The 16,432-nt window shown below is 59.4% G+C and carries 14 protein-coding genes and 1 pseudogene; 10 read left to right on the plus strand and 5 right to left on the minus strand.

The annotated features are described in order from the left end of the window. Positions 1-162: 162 nt before the first annotated feature. The 6 genes from GGD50_RS09645 to GGD50_RS09670 all read left to right on the plus strand — a co-directional run bounded on the left by GGD50_RS09645 (position 163) and on the right by GGD50_RS09670 (position 7,829). Complete coding sequence (locus GGD50_RS09645; protein WP_181316071.1) at positions 163-933, plus strand: N-formylglutamate amidohydrolase; 771 nt, start codon at positions 163-165, stop codon at positions 931-933. 130 nt (positions 934-1,063) lie between these two features. Further along, entirely contained in the window at positions 1,064-2,635 is a 1,572-nt protein-coding gene (locus tag GGD50_RS09650) for an amino acid permease (RefSeq protein WP_107108506.1), read from the plus strand. Between the two features lie 149 nt (positions 2,636-2,784). Continuing rightward, on the plus strand, positions 2,785-4,155 hold the full coding sequence (locus GGD50_RS09655; RefSeq protein WP_107108505.1) for a glutamine synthetase family protein: 1,371 nt from the start codon (positions 2,785-2,787) through the stop codon (positions 4,153-4,155). Positions 4,156-4,317: 162 nt separating this feature from the next. Beyond that, on the plus strand, positions 4,318-5,703 hold the full coding sequence (locus tag GGD50_RS09660; protein ID WP_107108504.1) for an aldehyde dehydrogenase family protein: 1,386 nt from the start codon (positions 4,318-4,320) through the stop codon (positions 5,701-5,703). Then, complete coding sequence (locus tag GGD50_RS09665; protein ID WP_107108503.1) at positions 5,700-6,848, plus strand: iron-containing alcohol dehydrogenase; 1,149 nt, start codon at positions 5,700-5,702, stop codon at positions 6,846-6,848. The genes GGD50_RS09660 and GGD50_RS09665 overlap by 4 nt, the downstream gene beginning before the upstream one ends. 264 nt (positions 6,849-7,112) lie before the next feature. Next, complete coding sequence (locus GGD50_RS09670) at positions 7,113-7,829, plus strand: ParA family protein (protein ID WP_107108502.1); 717 nt, start codon at positions 7,113-7,115, stop codon at positions 7,827-7,829. Between the two features lie 69 nt (positions 7,830-7,898). On the opposite strand, the gene GGD50_RS09675 is transcribed toward GGD50_RS09670, so the two are convergent. Further along, positions 7,899-9,371, minus strand: coding sequence for a L,D-transpeptidase (locus tag GGD50_RS09675; protein WP_107108501.1), 1,473 nt, complete (start codon positions 9,369-9,371; stop codon positions 7,899-7,901). Positions 9,372-9,600: 229 nt separating this feature from the next. Here GGD50_RS09675 and GGD50_RS09680 point away from each other — a divergent pair, with 229 nt between their 5' ends. From GGD50_RS09680 to GGD50_RS09690, 3 genes are all read left to right on the plus strand, one after another. Further along, positions 9,601-10,440 (plus strand): DUF4432 family protein, encoded by an 840-nt coding sequence (locus GGD50_RS09680; protein ID WP_107108500.1) that lies wholly within the window; start codon positions 9,601-9,603, stop codon positions 10,438-10,440. A 74-nt stretch (positions 10,441-10,514) separates the two neighbouring features. Continuing rightward, the gene (locus tag GGD50_RS09685; protein WP_107108499.1) at positions 10,515-10,853 is read left to right on the plus strand and encodes a protein tyrosine phosphatase family protein; all 339 of its coding nucleotides are present in this window, start codon (positions 10,515-10,517) and stop codon (positions 10,851-10,853) included. 93 nt (positions 10,854-10,946) lie between these two features. Next, the gene (locus tag GGD50_RS09690; RefSeq protein ID WP_107108498.1) at positions 10,947-11,291 is read left to right on the plus strand and encodes a RidA family protein; all 345 of its coding nucleotides are present in this window, start codon (positions 10,947-10,949) and stop codon (positions 11,289-11,291) included. 86 nt (positions 11,292-11,377) lie between these two features. On the opposite strand, the gene GGD50_RS09695 is transcribed toward GGD50_RS09690, so the two are convergent. The 4 genes and pseudogenes from GGD50_RS09695 to GGD50_RS09710 form a co-directional block, all read right to left on the minus strand. Further along, entirely contained in the window at positions 11,378-13,036 is a 1,659-nt protein-coding gene (locus GGD50_RS09695) for a thiamine pyrophosphate-binding protein (RefSeq protein WP_107108497.1), read from the minus strand. After that, positions 13,033-14,238: a succinate--glutarate CoA-transferase gene (caiB, locus tag GGD50_RS09700; RefSeq protein ID WP_107108496.1), complete on the minus strand. Its 1,206-nt coding sequence runs from the start codon at positions 14,236-14,238 to the stop codon at positions 13,033-13,035. The genes GGD50_RS09695 and caiB overlap by 4 nt, the downstream gene beginning before the upstream one ends. A gap of 102 nt (positions 14,239-14,340) precedes the next feature. After that, positions 14,341-14,488: pseudogene (locus GGD50_RS32730) on the minus strand (EamA/RhaT family transporter); the annotation flags it as partial. A gap of 19 nt (positions 14,489-14,507) precedes the next feature. Continuing rightward, a complete protein-coding gene (locus GGD50_RS09710) occupies positions 14,508-15,440 on the minus strand; it encodes an alpha/beta fold hydrolase (protein ID WP_107108495.1) in 933 nt (310 codons plus the stop codon). A gap of 168 nt (positions 15,441-15,608) precedes the next feature. Here GGD50_RS09710 and GGD50_RS09715 point away from each other — a divergent pair, with 168 nt between their 5' ends. Next, positions 15,609-16,358 (plus strand): ribonuclease T2 family protein, encoded by a 750-nt coding sequence (locus tag GGD50_RS09715; protein WP_107108494.1) that lies wholly within the window; start codon positions 15,609-15,611, stop codon positions 16,356-16,358. The last annotated feature ends 74 nt before the right edge of the window (positions 16,359-16,432 follow it).

Here is a 16,432-nt window from a genome sequence, read left to right on the forward strand (position 1 = left end):
CCGGGCTGGTCTAATGCCAAGCTCCTGAAATGAATATAACTACGCTGTCACATTTCGAGTCAATGTCACAAATGAAGAAATAATTTCAGTTTCCAGTTGACAGCCGCCAAAACCTGAAGAATTCTTTTCTTATAAAGATTTTATTAAGAGGGTAGGGCGCATTTGATGCTTGCCGGGCAAGGCATTTTGACAAAAGCTGATGGCGATTGCGTCGCGGTCGAGCGACCGGATGGAAAAAGCGCGGTTTTGATCATTTGTGAACATGCCTCGCGCACGCTGCCCGAATATTTTGGCGATCTAGGCCTTTCGGCCGAAGCGCTTTCCAGCCATATCGCCTGGGATCCGGGTGCACTGGCAGTCGCCAGGAAGATGTCTGTCAGCCTCGATGCGACGCTGGTTTACCAACGCTTCTCGCGCCTGGTCTACGATTGCAATCGTCCGCCGGAAAGCGCGGGCGCGATGCCGGAAATCAGCGAGATCTACACGATCCCCGGCAACCAGCATCTGCAAGCCGCTGATCGGCAGGCACGCACCGAAGCGCTTTATGTGCCGTTCCATGACCGCATTCGCGCTCTCCTGAAAGAGCGGGCGGCGCGGGAGCAAAAAACCGTGATCGTCACGGTTCACAGTTTTACGCCTGTTTACAACGGCAAGCAGCGGGCAGTGGAGCTCGGCATTCTGCACGATGAAGACCGCTGGCTGGCGGATCGCATGCTTGATGGGGCGGCGGGGGCGCCGCTCTATCGTACTGAACGCAATCAGCCTTACGGACCGGAAGACGGCGTGACCCATACGCTCAAGCTGCATGGGCTCGCCAACGGTTTGCATAACGTTATGATCGAGGTCCGCAACGACCTCATCGGAGATGACGTCGGCCAAGGGGTCGTGGCCGACTATCTGACAGGGCTTATCCAGAGCAGTCTGGAAGCCTGAGCATAGAAAGAAAAGACCCCGGGGAGCAGTTCAACTGCAATCGGGCCGTATGGCAAAAAGCCAGCGGCGCAAGTGGCACATGGTGGCCCGCAATTCCGTGGGCGACCGGGTTTTAGGGGGAATGACATACATGTCTGATTACTCAGAGTTAGACAAGAAACAGGACGTGCATATTCTGCACTCCATGGGCTATGCCCAGGAGTTGGAACGGCGCATGAGTTCGTTCTCGAACTTTGCCGTATCCTTTTCCATCATTTGCATTCTTTCGGGCGGCATTAATTCGCTCGCCCAGGCAACTTCGGGCGCAGGCGGTGCCGCGATCGGCATCGGTTGGCCGGTCGGGTGCTTCATCTCTCTGGTCTTTGCCGTGGCGATGGCGCAGATCAGCTCGGCCTATCCGACTGCGGGCGGGCTCTATCACTGGGGATCGATCCTCGGTAACCGTTTTACGGGCTGGCTGACCGCTTGGTTCAACCTGCTCGGCTTGGTCACCGTTCTCGGCGCGATCAATGTCGGCACCTATTATTTTTTCATCGGCGCTTTCGGCGGCTACTTCGGCATGGTCGATACGACATTGATCCGTATCGTGTTCCTCGTGGTCATCACCGGCCTTCAGGCGCTGGTGAACCATATGGGTATCGGGTTGACGGCGAAGCTGACCGACTTCTCGGGCTATCTGATCTTCGCAACCTCGATCGCACTTGCGGCCGTATGCCTGATCGCCGCACCGTCCTATGATTTCGCGCGGCTGTTCACCTTCACGAACTATTCGGGCATAGCGACGATTGCCGCCGACGGATCGGCAACCGGCGCGCCGGTCTGGCCGCAGGTTTCCACCTTCTGGGTCTTCGCCCTCGGCCTCCTGCTGCCGATCTACACGATCACCGGCTATGACGCATCGGCGCACACCTCCGAAGAAACGGTCAAGGCAGCACATTCCGTTCCGCGCGGCATGGTAGCCTCCGTGCTTTGGTCGGCATTGTTCGGCTACATCATGCTGTGTGCATTCGTTCTGATGCTTCCGAACATGGACGATGCAGCAAAGCAGGGCTGGAACGTGTTCTTCTGGGCGATGGATGCTCAAGTGAATCCCATCGTCAAGGACATCCTCTATTTCCTGATCTTCATCAGCCAGTGGCTATGCGGCCTTGCAACGGTCACCTCGGTATCGCGTATGATCTTTGCGTTCTCGCGTGACGGCGGTCTGCCGGCATCGAAGGCACTCTCCAAGGTCAGCCCGAAACACCGCACGCCGGTTTCCGCGATCTGGACCGGCTCGATCCTTTCGGTGCTGTTCGTCTGGGGGTCGTCGCTGGTATCGATCGGCGATACGCCGGTTTACACCATCGTCGTGTCGTGCACCGTCATCTTCCTCTTCTTCTCCTTCGCGATCCCGATCACGCTCGGCCTCTTCGCTTGGGGCACGTCGAAGTGGGACAAGATGGGTCCGTGGAACCTCGGCGAGGGTCTGTTCAAGCTTTTTGCGGTGCTGAGCATCATCTCGATGATCGTGATTTTCGTTCTCGGCATTCAGCCGCCGAATGACTGGGCAGGCATCATCACCGTCGGCTTCCTTGTCCTGACCGCAATCGTTTGGTTCGGCTTCGAGAAGCGCCGCTTCAAGGGACCGCCGATCGGCGATGCGATCAGCAAGCGCAAGGCTGAAATAGCAGCGGCAGAAGCGGCCGTCGGCGAAGGCTAAGCACCGGAGCTGCATTTCTCACATGGCGGGGCCGCCTGCATGCGGCCCCTTCACCGGTACAAGCGAAAGGCACGGCGTCGAGTTGCTCGCAGCCATGAGGCCGCCGTTTGTTCTCCGACACCCCAATTCATTGTTCAGGCGGATCACTCATGAGCACTAGCTATACGTTCGACGACCTCAAGAAAGATGTGGCCGAAGGGCGCATCGATACGGTTCTGGCATGTCAAGTGGACATGCAGGGTCGCTTGATGGGCAAACGCTTCCAGGCGGAATTCTTCGTGGAAAGTGCCTGGAAGGAAACGCATAGCTGCAACTATCTCCAGGCGACCGACCTCGAGATGGAGACCGTCTCCGGCTACAAGTCGACGAGCTGGGAGAAGGGCTATGGCGACTATACGATGAAGCCCGATCTCGCCACGCTTCGCCGCATTCCCTGGCTCGAGGGCACGGCGCTGGTGCTTTGCGACGTGCTCGATCATCACACTCACGAAGAAGTGGCGCATTCGCCGCGTGCCATCCTCAAGAAGCAGATCAGGCGGCTTGAAGCGATGGGCATGAAGGCCTTCATGGCCTCCGAACTGGAATTCTTCCTGTTCGACCAGAGCTATGACAGTGCCCGCGAGTCCGGCTATCGCAACCTGCATCTCGCCAGTGGCTACAATGAGGACTACCACATCTTCCAGACCACCAAGGAAGAGGATGTGATGCGGGCGATCCGCAAGGGCTTGCAGGGCGCCGACATTCCGGTCGAGAATTCCAAGGGCGAGGCTTCGGCGGGACAGGAGGAAATCAACGTCCGTTATGCAGACGCGCTGACCATGGCGGACCGCCATACGATCATCAAAAACGGCTGCAAGGAGATCGCCTGGTCGAAGGGCAAGGCCATCACCTTCCTGGCGAAGTGGAACTACAATGCCGCCGGCAGCTCGTCGCATATCCACCAGTCGCTGTGGAGCGCCGACGGCAAGACGCCGCTGTTCTTCGACAAGGAACAAGAGCATGGCATGACGCCGCTGATGAAGCATTATGTCGCCGGCCTTTTGACGCATGCCAGCGAGATCACCTATTTCCTTGCGCCCTACATCAATTCCTACAAGCGTTTCGTGGCCGGCACCTTCGCGCCGACGAAGGCGATCTGGAGCACCGACAACCGCACGGCGGGCTATCGTCTCTGCGGTGCCGAAACCAAGGGAATCCGCATCGAATGCCGCGTCGGCGGCTCCGACCTCAATCCCTATCTCGCCTTTGCGGCGCTGATCGCCGCCGGTCTCGACGGCATCGAGAACAAGCTTGAACTGGAGGCGCCTTTCGTGGGAGACGCCTATGGTGCCCGCGAGGTTCGTGAAATTCCGCGCACGCTGCGAGACGCTGCGGTGGCGCTGAACCGCTCTGAGATGCTGCGCGCAGCCTTCGGCGACGATGTCATCGATCACTACACCCGCGCTGCCGAATGGGAGCAGGAAGAATATGATCGCCGCATCACCGACTGGGAGGTGGCGAGAGGATTCGAAAGAGCGTAAGCCTTGCTGTGTTTTTTGTTCCCTGCCTGATTTTCGTCGTCAGGCGCGGGCAAGGGAAGGTGGCTGCGGTAAATCGCTTCTTTCGGCGACGTAAGCTCTTGGGGTAGTCTCTCGGCCGTCAGCCGAGACTATATTCGTGACTATAGAAACAGGATTTCGATCATGACCATGATCACATGCGTGTCCCCGGTAAACGGGGAGGTTTATGCGGAGCGTCCGGCGCTGTCGCTGGATGCGGCCAAAGACGTGGTGGCCCGCGCCCGCAAGGCGCAGAAGGATTGGGCGCGCCGTCCGCTGGAAGAGCGCGTTCAGCTCGTATTGAAGGGGGCTGCGCGTCTCAACGAGATGGCTGATGTCGTCGTGCCGGAACTCGCATGGCAGATGGGTCGCCCGATCAAATACGGCGGCGAATATCGCGGCTTCAATGAGCGCTCAAATTATGTGGCCTCGATCGCAGCAGATGCGCTGTCGCCGATGGTGGTGGAAGACAGCGCGAATTTCGCACGTCGTATCGAGCGCGAACCGCATGGCGTCGTGTTCGTCATCGCGCCCTGGAACTATCCCTATATGACCGCGATCAACACGGTCGCTCCGGCGCTGATGGCCGGCAATACTGTCATTCTGAAACATGCCAGCCAGACGCTTCTGGTCGGCGAGCGGCTGGTTCAGGCCTTCGTCGAGGTCGGCGTTCCCGCTGACGTCTTCCAGAACGTCTATCTCGATCATGATACGACGTCGACTCTGATCGCGGCCGGCAGTTTCAACTTCGTCAACTTCACCGGCTCGGTCCAAGGCGGGCGATCGATCGAACGCGCTGCTGCAGGCACCTTCACCAACCTTGGCCTCGAACTTGGCGGCAAGGATCCGGGCTATGTCATGGAAGATGCCGATCTCGACGCTGCCGTCGATACGCTGATGGACGGCGCCACCTACAATTCCGGCCAATGCTGCTGCGGCATCGAGCGCATCTATGTGCATGAATCACTCTATGATGCCTTCGTCGAGAAGTCGGTTGCCTGGGTGTCGAACTACAAGCTCGGCAATCCGCTCGATCCGGAAACCACGCTTGGCCCGATGGCAAACAAGCGTTTTGCCAAGGTGGTGCGCGAGCAGATCGCCGATGCCGTCGCCAAGGGCGCCAAGGCGCTGGTCGATCCCAAGCTTTTCCCTGCCGATGACGGCGGCGCCTATCTCGCGCCGCAGATCCTCGTCGACGTCAATCACTCCATGGCCTTCATGCGCGAAGAAACCTTCGGCCCCGCCGTCGGTATCATGAAGGTGAAGAGCGATGCGGAAGCATTGGAACTGATGAACGACAGCCCTTATGGCCTGACGGCCTCGCTCTGGACCAAGGATGTCGAGCGTGCCTCGCGCATCGGCCGCGACATCGAAACCGGCACCGTCTTCATGAACCGCGCCGACTATCTCGATCCGGCATTGTGCTGGACCGGTGTCAAGGAAACGGGCCGTGGCGGCTCGCTCTCCGTGATCGGTTTTCACAACCTGACGCGCCCCAAATCCTACCATTTGAAGAAGGTAACAGCATGAGCAATATCTCAGCCAATTGGAGCTATCCCACCGCCGTCAAGCTCGGCCGCGGCCGGATCACGGAACTGGCGGATGCCTGCAAAAGCCTGGGGATCAAGAAGCCGCTTCTGATCACCGACCGCGGGCTTGCCTCGATGGCAATCACCAAGACGGCGCTGGATATTCTCGAAGATGCAGGCCTCGGTCGCGCCATCTTCGCCGATGTCGATCCAAACCCGAACGAGAAGAACCTCGAAGCTGGCGTGAAGGCCTTCAAGGATGGTGGCCATGATGGTGTCGTCGCCTTCGGCGGCGGCTCGGGCCTCGATCTTGGCAAATGCGTTGCCTTCATGGCCGGTCAGACGCGGCCTGTCTGGGATTTCGAGGATATCGGCGACTGGTGGACCCGTGCCAATGTCGAGGGCATCGCTCCGATCGTTGCCGTGCCGACGACTGCCGGCACGGGCTCCGAAGTCGGTCGCGCCAGCGTCATCACCAATTCCGCAACGCATGTGAAGAAGATCATCTTCCACCCGAAGTTCCTGCCGGGCGTCGTCATCGCCGATCCGGAGCTGACCGTCGGCATGCCGAAGATCATCACCGCCGGCACCGGCATGGATGCCTTCGCCCATTGCCTGGAAGCCTATTCCTCGCCCTTCTATCACCCGATGTCGGCCGGTATCGCGCTGGAAGGCATGCGGCTCGTCAAGGAATTCCTGCCGCGCGCCTATAGGGAAGGCACCGACCTCGAAGCCCGCGCCAACATGATGAGCGCCGCCGCCATGGGTGCCGTCGCCTTCCAGAAGGGCTTGGGCGCCATTCATGCGCTGTCGCACCCGATCGGCGCCGTTTACAACACGCATCACGGCATGACCAATGCCGTCGTCATGCCGGCCGTCCTGCGCTTCAACCGTAAGGCCATTGAAGACAAGATCGCTCGTGCCGCTGCCTATCTCGGCATCTCCGGCGGTTTCGACGGCTTCTATGACTATGTGCTGAAGCTGCGCGCCGAACTCGGCGTTCCCGAAAGCCTCTCGGCTATGGGCATTGCGCCCGATCGCATCGATGAGCTCTCGGCCATGGCGATCGAAGATCCGAGCGCCGGCGGCAATCCTGTGGCGATGACGCTGGAAAACACCAAGGCGCTGTTCAGCGACTGCTTCTAAGAATATTGCCTCAGCTTCCGATCGTGCCGCGAGATGATTGCGGCACGATTTTTTTATGCCGATCTCGCAGGTTGGCGATCGCAATCTTCGCCGGCAAATGGCGCAGCCGGTTGGGCTTCGTCGACGCGATATCTTAATGCCTGACAAGCGCCGTTAGGGCTTTGTTAACCATATCTCGAAACAATACGTTAACTGCACCGATGAGTCAGATGGTGCTGAAAAGAGCGATGTTCGTGCTCACCGCCATCTTGCCGGAGACCGACTATGCCAGTTATCACATTTGCAAATACGAAGGGTGGGGCGGGGAAGACGACGGCGGTTTTGCTGTTATCTACCGAACTGGCGCGACGCGGTTATCGCGTCACCATTCTCGACGCTGATCCGCAACATTGGATTTCGCACTGGTACGAAATTTCCGGCAGCCGTGTTCCCAATATCTCGGTCATCGATTTCGTGACCAGCGCATCCTTGCCCGTGCATCTTTCCGAAAACAGCGGGACGGACTATTTCATCCTCGATCTGCCCGGCGCTCGCACGCCGCTGCTGGCAACGGCGCTTGGTCTCTCCGATCATGTGCTCATTCCGATCCAGGGCTGTGCGATGGATGCGCGGGGCGGGGCCCAGGTGCTGGAGCTGCTGCAGTATCTGGAACAGAGAGCCGGCATTCGCATCAATCATTCCGTCGTGCTGACACGCGTCAATTCGATGGTGACGACCCGGGCGCTGCAGGTGGTGAAGGCGCTGCTGTCCGAGCGGAGTGTCACGGTTCTCGAGACGCCGATCATCGAACGCTCGGCTTTCCGTGATATCTTCGATTGCGGCGGCACGCTCTACACTATGGATCCGAACCGCGTCAGCAATCTCGACAAGGCCCAGGAAAATGCCCGCATCTTTGCCGAGGAAATGATACGGCTCCTGCCGGTGCGGCTGACGGCTTCGGCCCGCAACGCCGGCTTGGAAGCGATCCGCAACGCGGCCTAAGCGCTTCCCCAACAGAAAGGCCGCCGAATGAGCCATTCGGCGGCCTTTCTTATTTGCTCAAATGCGATTTTAATCGACGAATTCAACAACCACGCCGGGCTTGACCATTTTGGCGAGTTCGGTGGCATCCCAGTTGGTCAGGCGCACGCAGCCATGGCTCTGCGACTTGCCGATCTTCGACGGGTCAGGGGTGCCGTGAATGCCGTATGTCGGCTTGGAGAGCGCCATCCAGACAACGCCAACCGGACCGTTGGGGCCGGGCGGAATGTCGAGGATCTTGTCGTTGGCACCCTGCTTGAAGTTAATCTTCGGATTGTACGTATAGCCCGGATTGAAGGCGACACGCTCGACAGTGACGGTGCCGGACGGTGACGGCGTATCGGTCGAACCGATGCTGGCGGGATAGGCGGCAATCAGGGCGCCGCTGGCATCATAGGCGAAAACCTGCTTACGGCCTTTGTCGGCCAGAATCTTGGCGACGGCGCCGGTCTTGCCTGAGCCGGTGTTGACCACTTTGATTGTGCTGCCGGGGACCGTGAAGTCGACGCCGGGATTGAGCTCCTTCAGATAGCCCTCATCCATATGGAAGCGTTCGGCCAGCATTTCCGTGGTCGACGTGTAGCCGAGCGAGGGCATCAGCGCCTTTTCGGCATAGTCTTCAGGGATCGACGCGACATAGGGACCGGCGGCATCGGCGGGCGTGATCGTATAGTTGATGATCGGCATGCCGCCCGACAAACGCAGTTGTTCGAGGATCGAATCCGTGTCGTTCGGGTTCAGCGTCTGACCGGTCATCTGCTGGTAGGCGTAGATCGCCTTCGTGACATTGGCACCCATGCGGCCATCGATCGCGCCCGGCGAAATGCCCTGGCGGGAGAGGAAGACCTCAAGCGCCGTGATCTCCATCTTCGACTTGCCCTTCAGTGTGATGACGGGCTCGGCCGGCGGCTTGCGTTCGATGGCAGGTGCCTGCTGCTGTGGATCGATCGATGCGTAGTCGTTGCCGCTCGGATTCTGGGATTGGTCGTTCGCGTCCGGCAGCGGCTGGTTGTCTAGCGGCTGGCTCTGGATTTCGCCGTCGCGCGGAATGCCGCTGGTGATGACGCCGCGATCCTGCTGCTGGCCATAGCCATTGTCGACATAGCCGTCATTGTTCCCGTAATCGTCGCTGCGATACTGACGATAGTCGCGATAGCCGCCATTGTTGGAAAGAAGCTTCGTGTCGCCATAGCGGTTGCCGTCGCCGGAGCCGTCGTCGTTGGAGACGTCACGACGGGGCGCGCGGGGGTAATAAGTGCTGGCGCGCATCTCGGTGGCGACGACGTTGCCGTAGCGGTCGATCAACACGCGATGGCCGCGCCCGTCGCGGGCGACGGTCACGACGCCTTGTTCAGGATATTGATCGAGGATTCGCCCGTCAGGGGTCACTAGGACGACATCGTTCCCGCTGCGATAATATTGCGCCTGCGCATTGGTCAACGCGAGAGCAGATGTCGCGGCTGTCAGAGCCAGAGTAAGGCTGAATTTCAGGAACCGGTTCACTTCTGTCGAATCCTCGGGTGATGGCTGAGCCGACACACACATGGCAAATTTGACGCCAGTGTGGAATTTGAATGTATCATGCTGAATAAAAGATAAAAATTTGTGTGATCAAGGCGTCAAATTAACGTTCAATAAGACAAACCACCGCTAATTCTCGTCCTGTCTCATTTCGAAACGATTTTTGAGGGGGGACGGGCGATCGAAAGCCGACAAGGGAGGATTGCAGGAGATGATGGATTTTGCCGCAGCCAAGGGACCGAAACTAACGCTGGATGAAAGCTCTGTGCTGGACATCGGCGCCTGCATCGTCGACGGCAACAATCTCGCGCCGGGACGCGCCATTCCGGATGATGGTGACCCGCGCATCGATCATTCGCTGGAGGGCTTTCTCTTCACCTGCGGTCCGGATCATATCCGACATCCGGAACCCATGTCAGGCGCTTTCGAGGGCAAGCGCTATCCGCTGCACGGCTCGATCTCCTCACATCCCGCGAAGGTCCTGTGGACCCGGTTCGAGAATGGCAATGCGGAGTGCCGCGCCGATATCGACATCATCACCGCCGAACGCCGCGCGGCGCGGCTGGAGCGTCATTGGCGTATCGACGGCGCGACAGGCGAGGTTTCGCTTAACGACCGTGTCGTCAATACCAGCATTGAGGCGATGCCGGTGTTTCTGATGTATCATATGAATGTCGGCGGCAAATGGTTCGATGACGGCGTTCGCCTCTCCGGCCAGATGCTCGAGAATGGCGGTTTCCCCTGGACCTTCGGCGAGGAATTGGGCGGTCTTTTCTGCGCGCCGGCAACGGCGAAGGGCGAGGACTGGTCCGAAGTGTGTCTCGGGCCGATCGCTTCTATCGGCGGTAAATCGCTGCGGGTTCGGTTCGGCACGGATACGCTGCCGTTTATGCAGGTCTGGCGCAACCAACGCGCGCCGGCACATGTCCTCGGCATCGAGCCCGTTTCGCATCGTTTGACATCGCGCGGCGAGCTGGAGGAGGCCGGTGAATTCAATATTCTTCAGCCCGGGGAAGCCAGGAGTTTCGCACTCAACTTTGCCTTCGTCTGAAAGGCTTGAATCGGTTGACGCTCGCTCTATCGCGGCGTAGACCAAGGCCCTCGGTTTCACAGAGGAAATGAACCATGGATATCCGCCCGATCGATGACGAATACTCGGTTTCCGGCCAGATCACCCTGGAGGATCTCGATCAGATCAAGGCCATGGGTTTCAACTCGATCGTCTGCCATCGCCCTGATAATGAGAGCCCGAATCAGACGCCGTTTTCCGTCATCGAAGCCCGCGCCAAGGAGCTCGGTCTCGAAATCGCGCATGTGCCCGTTGGGCCGATGGGCGTGACCGAAGAGGCCGTGCAGGGCATGGTCGACGCGCTCGATGAATTCCCGCGGCCGATGCTCGGCTATTGCCGCTCCGGCGCACGCTCGACCGCGATCTATCAGAAGACGCACCATATTCGCGGCTGAGCGACCGCGACCAAATATGCGAGAGATTGAGGGCGTTGCCGATGGGCAGCGCCCGGTTTGTTACCCGTCACTGCACAACATCAGGAGAGAAGCATGAGCATCAAGCGTATCGACGTCGGAGCCCGCATGAGCGGCGCTGTCATCCACGGCAACACCGTCTACCTCGCCGGCCAGGTTGGTGAAGGCGAAAGCGTCACCGATCAGTGCAAGTCGGCACTGGCCGAAGTTGATCGTCTGCTCGCTGCAGCCGGCAGCAACAAGTCGAAGATCCTGCAGACGATCATCTATCTCTCCGACATCGCGTATTTCGCTGAAATGAACGCCGCCTGGGAAGCCTGGGTCGATCCGGCCAACACGCCGGCCCGCGCCACCAGCGAAGCCAAGCTCGCTGCCCCGAAGTATAAGGTCGAGTTCATCGTCACCGCCGCGATCGACTGATTTGAATTCGATGCGTTTCTGAAAAGCCGGTGAGCAGGAGCATATTGTCCGTCTCCAGTTTGAGAAGGGCCAATATGCTTCAGGGCTCACCGGCTTTTTGTTTGCGAAATCTCGGTCAAGGTACGGGACGGCGTAATCGCCTCGGGATCGAGCACAATTTCGATGATCGCCGGCTTGCCGCTGGCGCGTGCGCGTTCAAAGGCAGGGCCGAATTCTTCCGTCGTCTTTACCGTCTCGCCATGGCCGCCATAGGCACGGGCAAAGGCGGCGAAATCCGGATTGCTGAGCGTCGTTGCACTGACGCGGCCGGGATATTCTCGCTCCTGATGCATGCGGATAGTGCCGTACATGCCGTTGTTGATGACCAGTGCGATCAAGGGTAGGCGATATTGCACGGCGGTCGCGAATTCCTGTCCGTGCATCATGAAACAACCGTCGCCGGCAAAGCAGATCACCTCGCGCTCCGGAAAGAGCTGCTTGGCGGCAACCGCCGCCGGCAAGCCATAGCCCATCGAACCCGAGGCAGGGCCGGCCTGGGTGTTGAAGCGGCGAAAACGATGGAAGCGATGTAGCCAGGTGGCATAATTGCCGGCACCATTGGTGAAGATCGTATCAGGTGCTGTATTGGCCTCGATCCAGTCCATGATCCGGCCCATATGCAGGGCGCCCGGGCTCTTCTCCGGCGTCGTCGACCAGGCGAGATAAGCGGCATGCATGCGCGCCGTCCGCTCGGCCCAACGCGGTTCTGCCGGTGCTTCGAGATCGGCGAGTGCCGCCACGAAATCGGCGGGGCTGGCGCAGATTGCCAGATCGGGGCGATAGACGCGGCCGAGTTCGGACGGATCGGGATGGATGTGGACGAGCTGTTGTTGCGGGTAGGGGATGTCCATCAGCGTATAGCCGGAGGACGGCATTTCCGAGAAGCGGCCGCCGAGCAGGATCAGCAGATCGGCTTCCTTGACCTCTTTTGCCAATGCTGGATTGATGCCAATACCGACATCGCCGGCGTAATTCGGGTGCAGATGATCGAACAGCATCTGCCGGCGGAAAGAGCAGCCGACCGGGAGCTTGAAGCTTTCGGCGAAGTGTCTGATGTCAGCGACCGCATCCTCATCCCAGCGTGTGCCGCCGAGGATGACCATTGGTCGTTCGGCGGCGATCAGACGAAGATAGAGATCGTCGATCTGGCTGCGGCTCGGATGGGCCGCCACCGGCATGTAGCGCTTGGCATGCGGAGCTTCCACCTCATCGCGCAGCATGTCTTCGGGCAGGGTCAGCACGACTGGGCCGGGCCGGCCTGATGTGGCCACGGTGAAGGCGCGGGTGACGAATTCCGGAATGCGGGCGGCATCGTCGATCTCGCCGACCCATTTGGCGAATTCGGTGAAGGCGCGGCGGAATTCCACCTCCTGGAAGGCTTCGCGTTCGCGGGCGTCGCGCTGCACCTGGCCGATGAAGAGGATCATCGGGATTGAATCCTGCCGGGCAATATGCAGGCCGGCCGAGGCATTGGTCGCACCCGGACCGCGGGTGACCATGCAGATGCCGGGCTCACCCGTCAGCCGGCCCCAGGCATCCGCCATCATCGCCGCACCACCCTCCTGGCGGCAGACGAGCACGTCGATATCGCTGTCATGCAGCGCATCGAGCACGGCAAGAAAGCTTTCGCCGGGAACGCAGGAGATGCGCTGAACGCCGTTTGCCTTCAGGGCTTCGACGATAAGCTGGCCGCCGGTGCGCTTCATGGTTTTGCCTTTCCTTCCTCCAGTTCCGCCAATTCGGCGAGAACCTCCTCCTGATGCTCCCCAAGACGCGGGCTAGGCCGCGTATACGTCAGCGGCGTTTCCGACAGGACGACCGGTGTCCGCACGCTCGGAATGACGGTGCCGGCGGCATCCTCGAGATCGATCCGTAGGCCTCGAGCCTGGATCTGCGGGTCGGCAAACATGTCTTCGATCGTGTTGATGGCGCCGGCCGGCACGGCATTGTCCTCGCAGGCCTTCAGCAGGTCCGCCTTTTTCCAGGAAAGCGTTTTCGCCGAGATGAAAGCGCGGACGTCATGGCGATGGGCAACGCGGGCTTTGTTGGTAGCATAGCGCTCATCGTCCGCATGTGCCGCGATGCCGAGAATTGCGCAGAGACGGCGAAACTGTCCGTCATTGCCGACGGCAAGGATCAGGTAGCCGTCCGCTGTTGGGACGACCTCATAGGGCGAGATATTGGGATGAGCGTTTCCGAGGCGTGTGGGAGCCTTGCCCGAAATCAGATAGTTCATGTTTTGATTGGCGAGCACGGCGGATTGCACGTCGAGCAACGCCATATCGACAAGCTGGCCTTCGCCGGTCTTCAGCGCGTGGATCAGGGCCGCTTCTATCGCAGAGACGGCGTAGATGCCGGTGAAGATATCCGCGATCGCGACCCCTGCTTTCATCGGCTGGCCATCCGGCTCGCCGGTGATCGACATGAAGCCAGACATCCCCTGGACGATATAGTCATAACCTGCGAGGCCGGCATAGGGACCGGTCTGGCCGAAGCCGGTGATCGAACAATAAACCAGTTTGGGATTGATCTTCCTCAGGCTCTCGTAGTCGAGCCCATATTTGACCAGGCCGCCCAGCTTGAAATTCTCGATCAGCACATCGGCGGTCATGACCAGCCGCCGAACAAGGGCCTGGCCCTCTTCCGTCTTGAGATCGGCGACAACAGACCGTTTGCCGCGGTTGGCGGAGTGATAATAGGCGGCCGAAAGGTTTTCCCCATCCTTGCCCTCGACGAAAGGCGGACCCCATTGGCGCGTATCGTCGCCTCCCTCCGGGTTCTCGACCTTGATGACGTCGGCGCCGAGATCGGCCAGCATCTGCCCCGCCCAGGGGCCGGCGAGAACGCGGGCCAGCTCGATGACGCGAATGCCGGAAAGGGGCGGTTTCTTGGTCCTATGATCGGTCATGTCGGTCCAGATAGGCGGCTAGAGCGCGAAAGTGCTCTCAGATGTATCGGATACGGGCTTGGAATCAAAGCGCGCTCGCGCCAGAGAATATAAAAGCGGCGGGACCTCCGCTGGCGGAATGGTGATTGCGGCAAGCTTCGAGAAGATGTCGATGATCGGTGACAGGACGACCGACAGGAACATCATCAACAGGCCGAATGTCAGCTCCGATTGATGCAAACGGGGCAGGGGAACTGTCGGTGGCACTCATTCGAACATTCCTATGGGAATCAGGCTTTTGCGGTCACCTGTTGACACCAGTTCGCAAAATCCGAAATGGCGGCGGCTGCGCCGATTTCGTTCAGAGTCTCATGCCGCATGTCCTGATAGATAGTCGTGGTGATATGCGAGAATCCGGCTCTTTTCAAATGGTTTGACAGCCATGAAATCGCCTTTCCATTGTTCGTCGCGGGGTCATGCCCGCCGCCGATGAGATGGATCGGCATGTCGCGCCGAAGCCGATCGAGGTGGTCCTTTTGCGGTGCACGGAAGGTCAGTTCGAAAATATCCAGCCATAGCGAGACCGAGGCATCGAAGCCGCAGAGCGGGTCGGCAATGTACTTATCCACCTCTTCCGGAATACGTGACAGCCAGTCGAATTCGGTACGGCGATTGGCGACAGATTGGCCCCAGGCGCCGAAGGTCAACTTCGGCAACAGTCCACTAGGGACATCGGAACCTTTTAGCATGCGTTCCGCCTTCAGGATGACCTGGGCCGCGCGCCCGGCAAGCCCGGCATTGAAATTCGAGTTCCAAACGGTGACGGCGTCGAATTTATCGGGATGCGTCACCGCCGCGTTGAGGCTGATCAACCCACCCATGGAGTGGCCGAAGAGGATGACTGGCAGGCCGGGATGGGCGGCGGCGGCAAGCTCGCGCATCGCCAGCACATCGGCAATGACTGCATCGACGCCGTTGCGCCTTGCGAAGCGGCCGAGTGGCGCGTCGGCAGCCGTTGTCTCGCCGTGTCCGCGATGATCGTGAGCGTAGACGTGAAAGCGGTGCGCCGCCATTGCTCCAGCGAAGCGTTCATAGCGACGGGAATGTTCGGCAAGGCCGTGGCTGATGAGAAGCACGCCACGCGCGCTGCCCTCGGCCGGCACATGATGATAGGCGAGCGTCGCACTCGTCGGACTATTCAGACGCCTCTTTTCGGCAAACATGATGCGCGTTTCCTCCCCATGCGGACGAAAGGTCATAGCTACCACGATTGCAATGCGCGGCGAGTGAAGCTCACAGAAATAAATCTTCGTGGCTTTGCGATTCAGGGTTGCGTGCCGCCGATCAAACTGCTTATTTGTTCTCATATTGTTCTGTTTTGGAGGTATGAAATGAGGCCTTGGCTTCAAGGGTTTGCAGTTGCTGTTCTGACGGCGGTGGTGATGGCGACGAGTGCCGTGGCCGAGGAAAATAGCCATGGGCGGACGCGATTTATTCTGGCGGCAAGTTGGGAACCTGCGTTCTGTGCGACGAACCAAAAGAAGGCAGAATGCCGAAATCAATCATCGAATAATTTCGACGCCAAGAACTTTTCGCTCCACGGTCTCTGGCCGATGCGGCAGGAATATTGCGATGTTTCCGATGATCTGAAGCAGTCCGATCGCAGCAGCGATTGGAAAGACCTGCCGGCTGTTCAACTTTCGGCAGAAACCAAGGCATCGCTGGATAAAGTCATGCCCGGCACGCAATCCGGTCTGGAGCGGCATGAGTGGATCAAGCACGGCAGTTGCACCAAGCTCAGCGCCGATGATTATTTCGGGACTGCGGTGGGCCTAATCAACGAACTCAATGCTTCCGCCGTGCGCGATCTTTTCGCGCAGAATATCGGCAAGACGCTCAGTGCAGACGCCATCAAGGCGGCTTTCGACAAGAGCTTTGGCGCGGGTGCCAGCGATCGTGTGAAGATGAGCTGCCGCCAGGTCGGCAAGGTGCGCGTGATCTCGGAACTGACGATCGGCCTCTCGGAAGACGCCATCCAGCCATCGCCAGACGGCGAGCCGCGGCTTGAGCAACTGATCCAGAGCGCCGGCAGAACATCGTTCGGCTGCGATCAAGGCGTGGTGGACGCGGCAGGTTTCTGACATCCAGCAAGTGGCTCGACGCGGATAAATGCCCTCGGACAAGGTTTCGCCGTTGCCCGAGGGCGGGGTTTCGC

Origin of the sequence: Martinezella paranaensis (assembly GCF_014200235.1) — a bacterium.
Classification (GTDB): Bacteria; Pseudomonadota; Alphaproteobacteria; order Rhizobiales; family Rhizobiaceae; genus Rhizobium; species Rhizobium paranaense.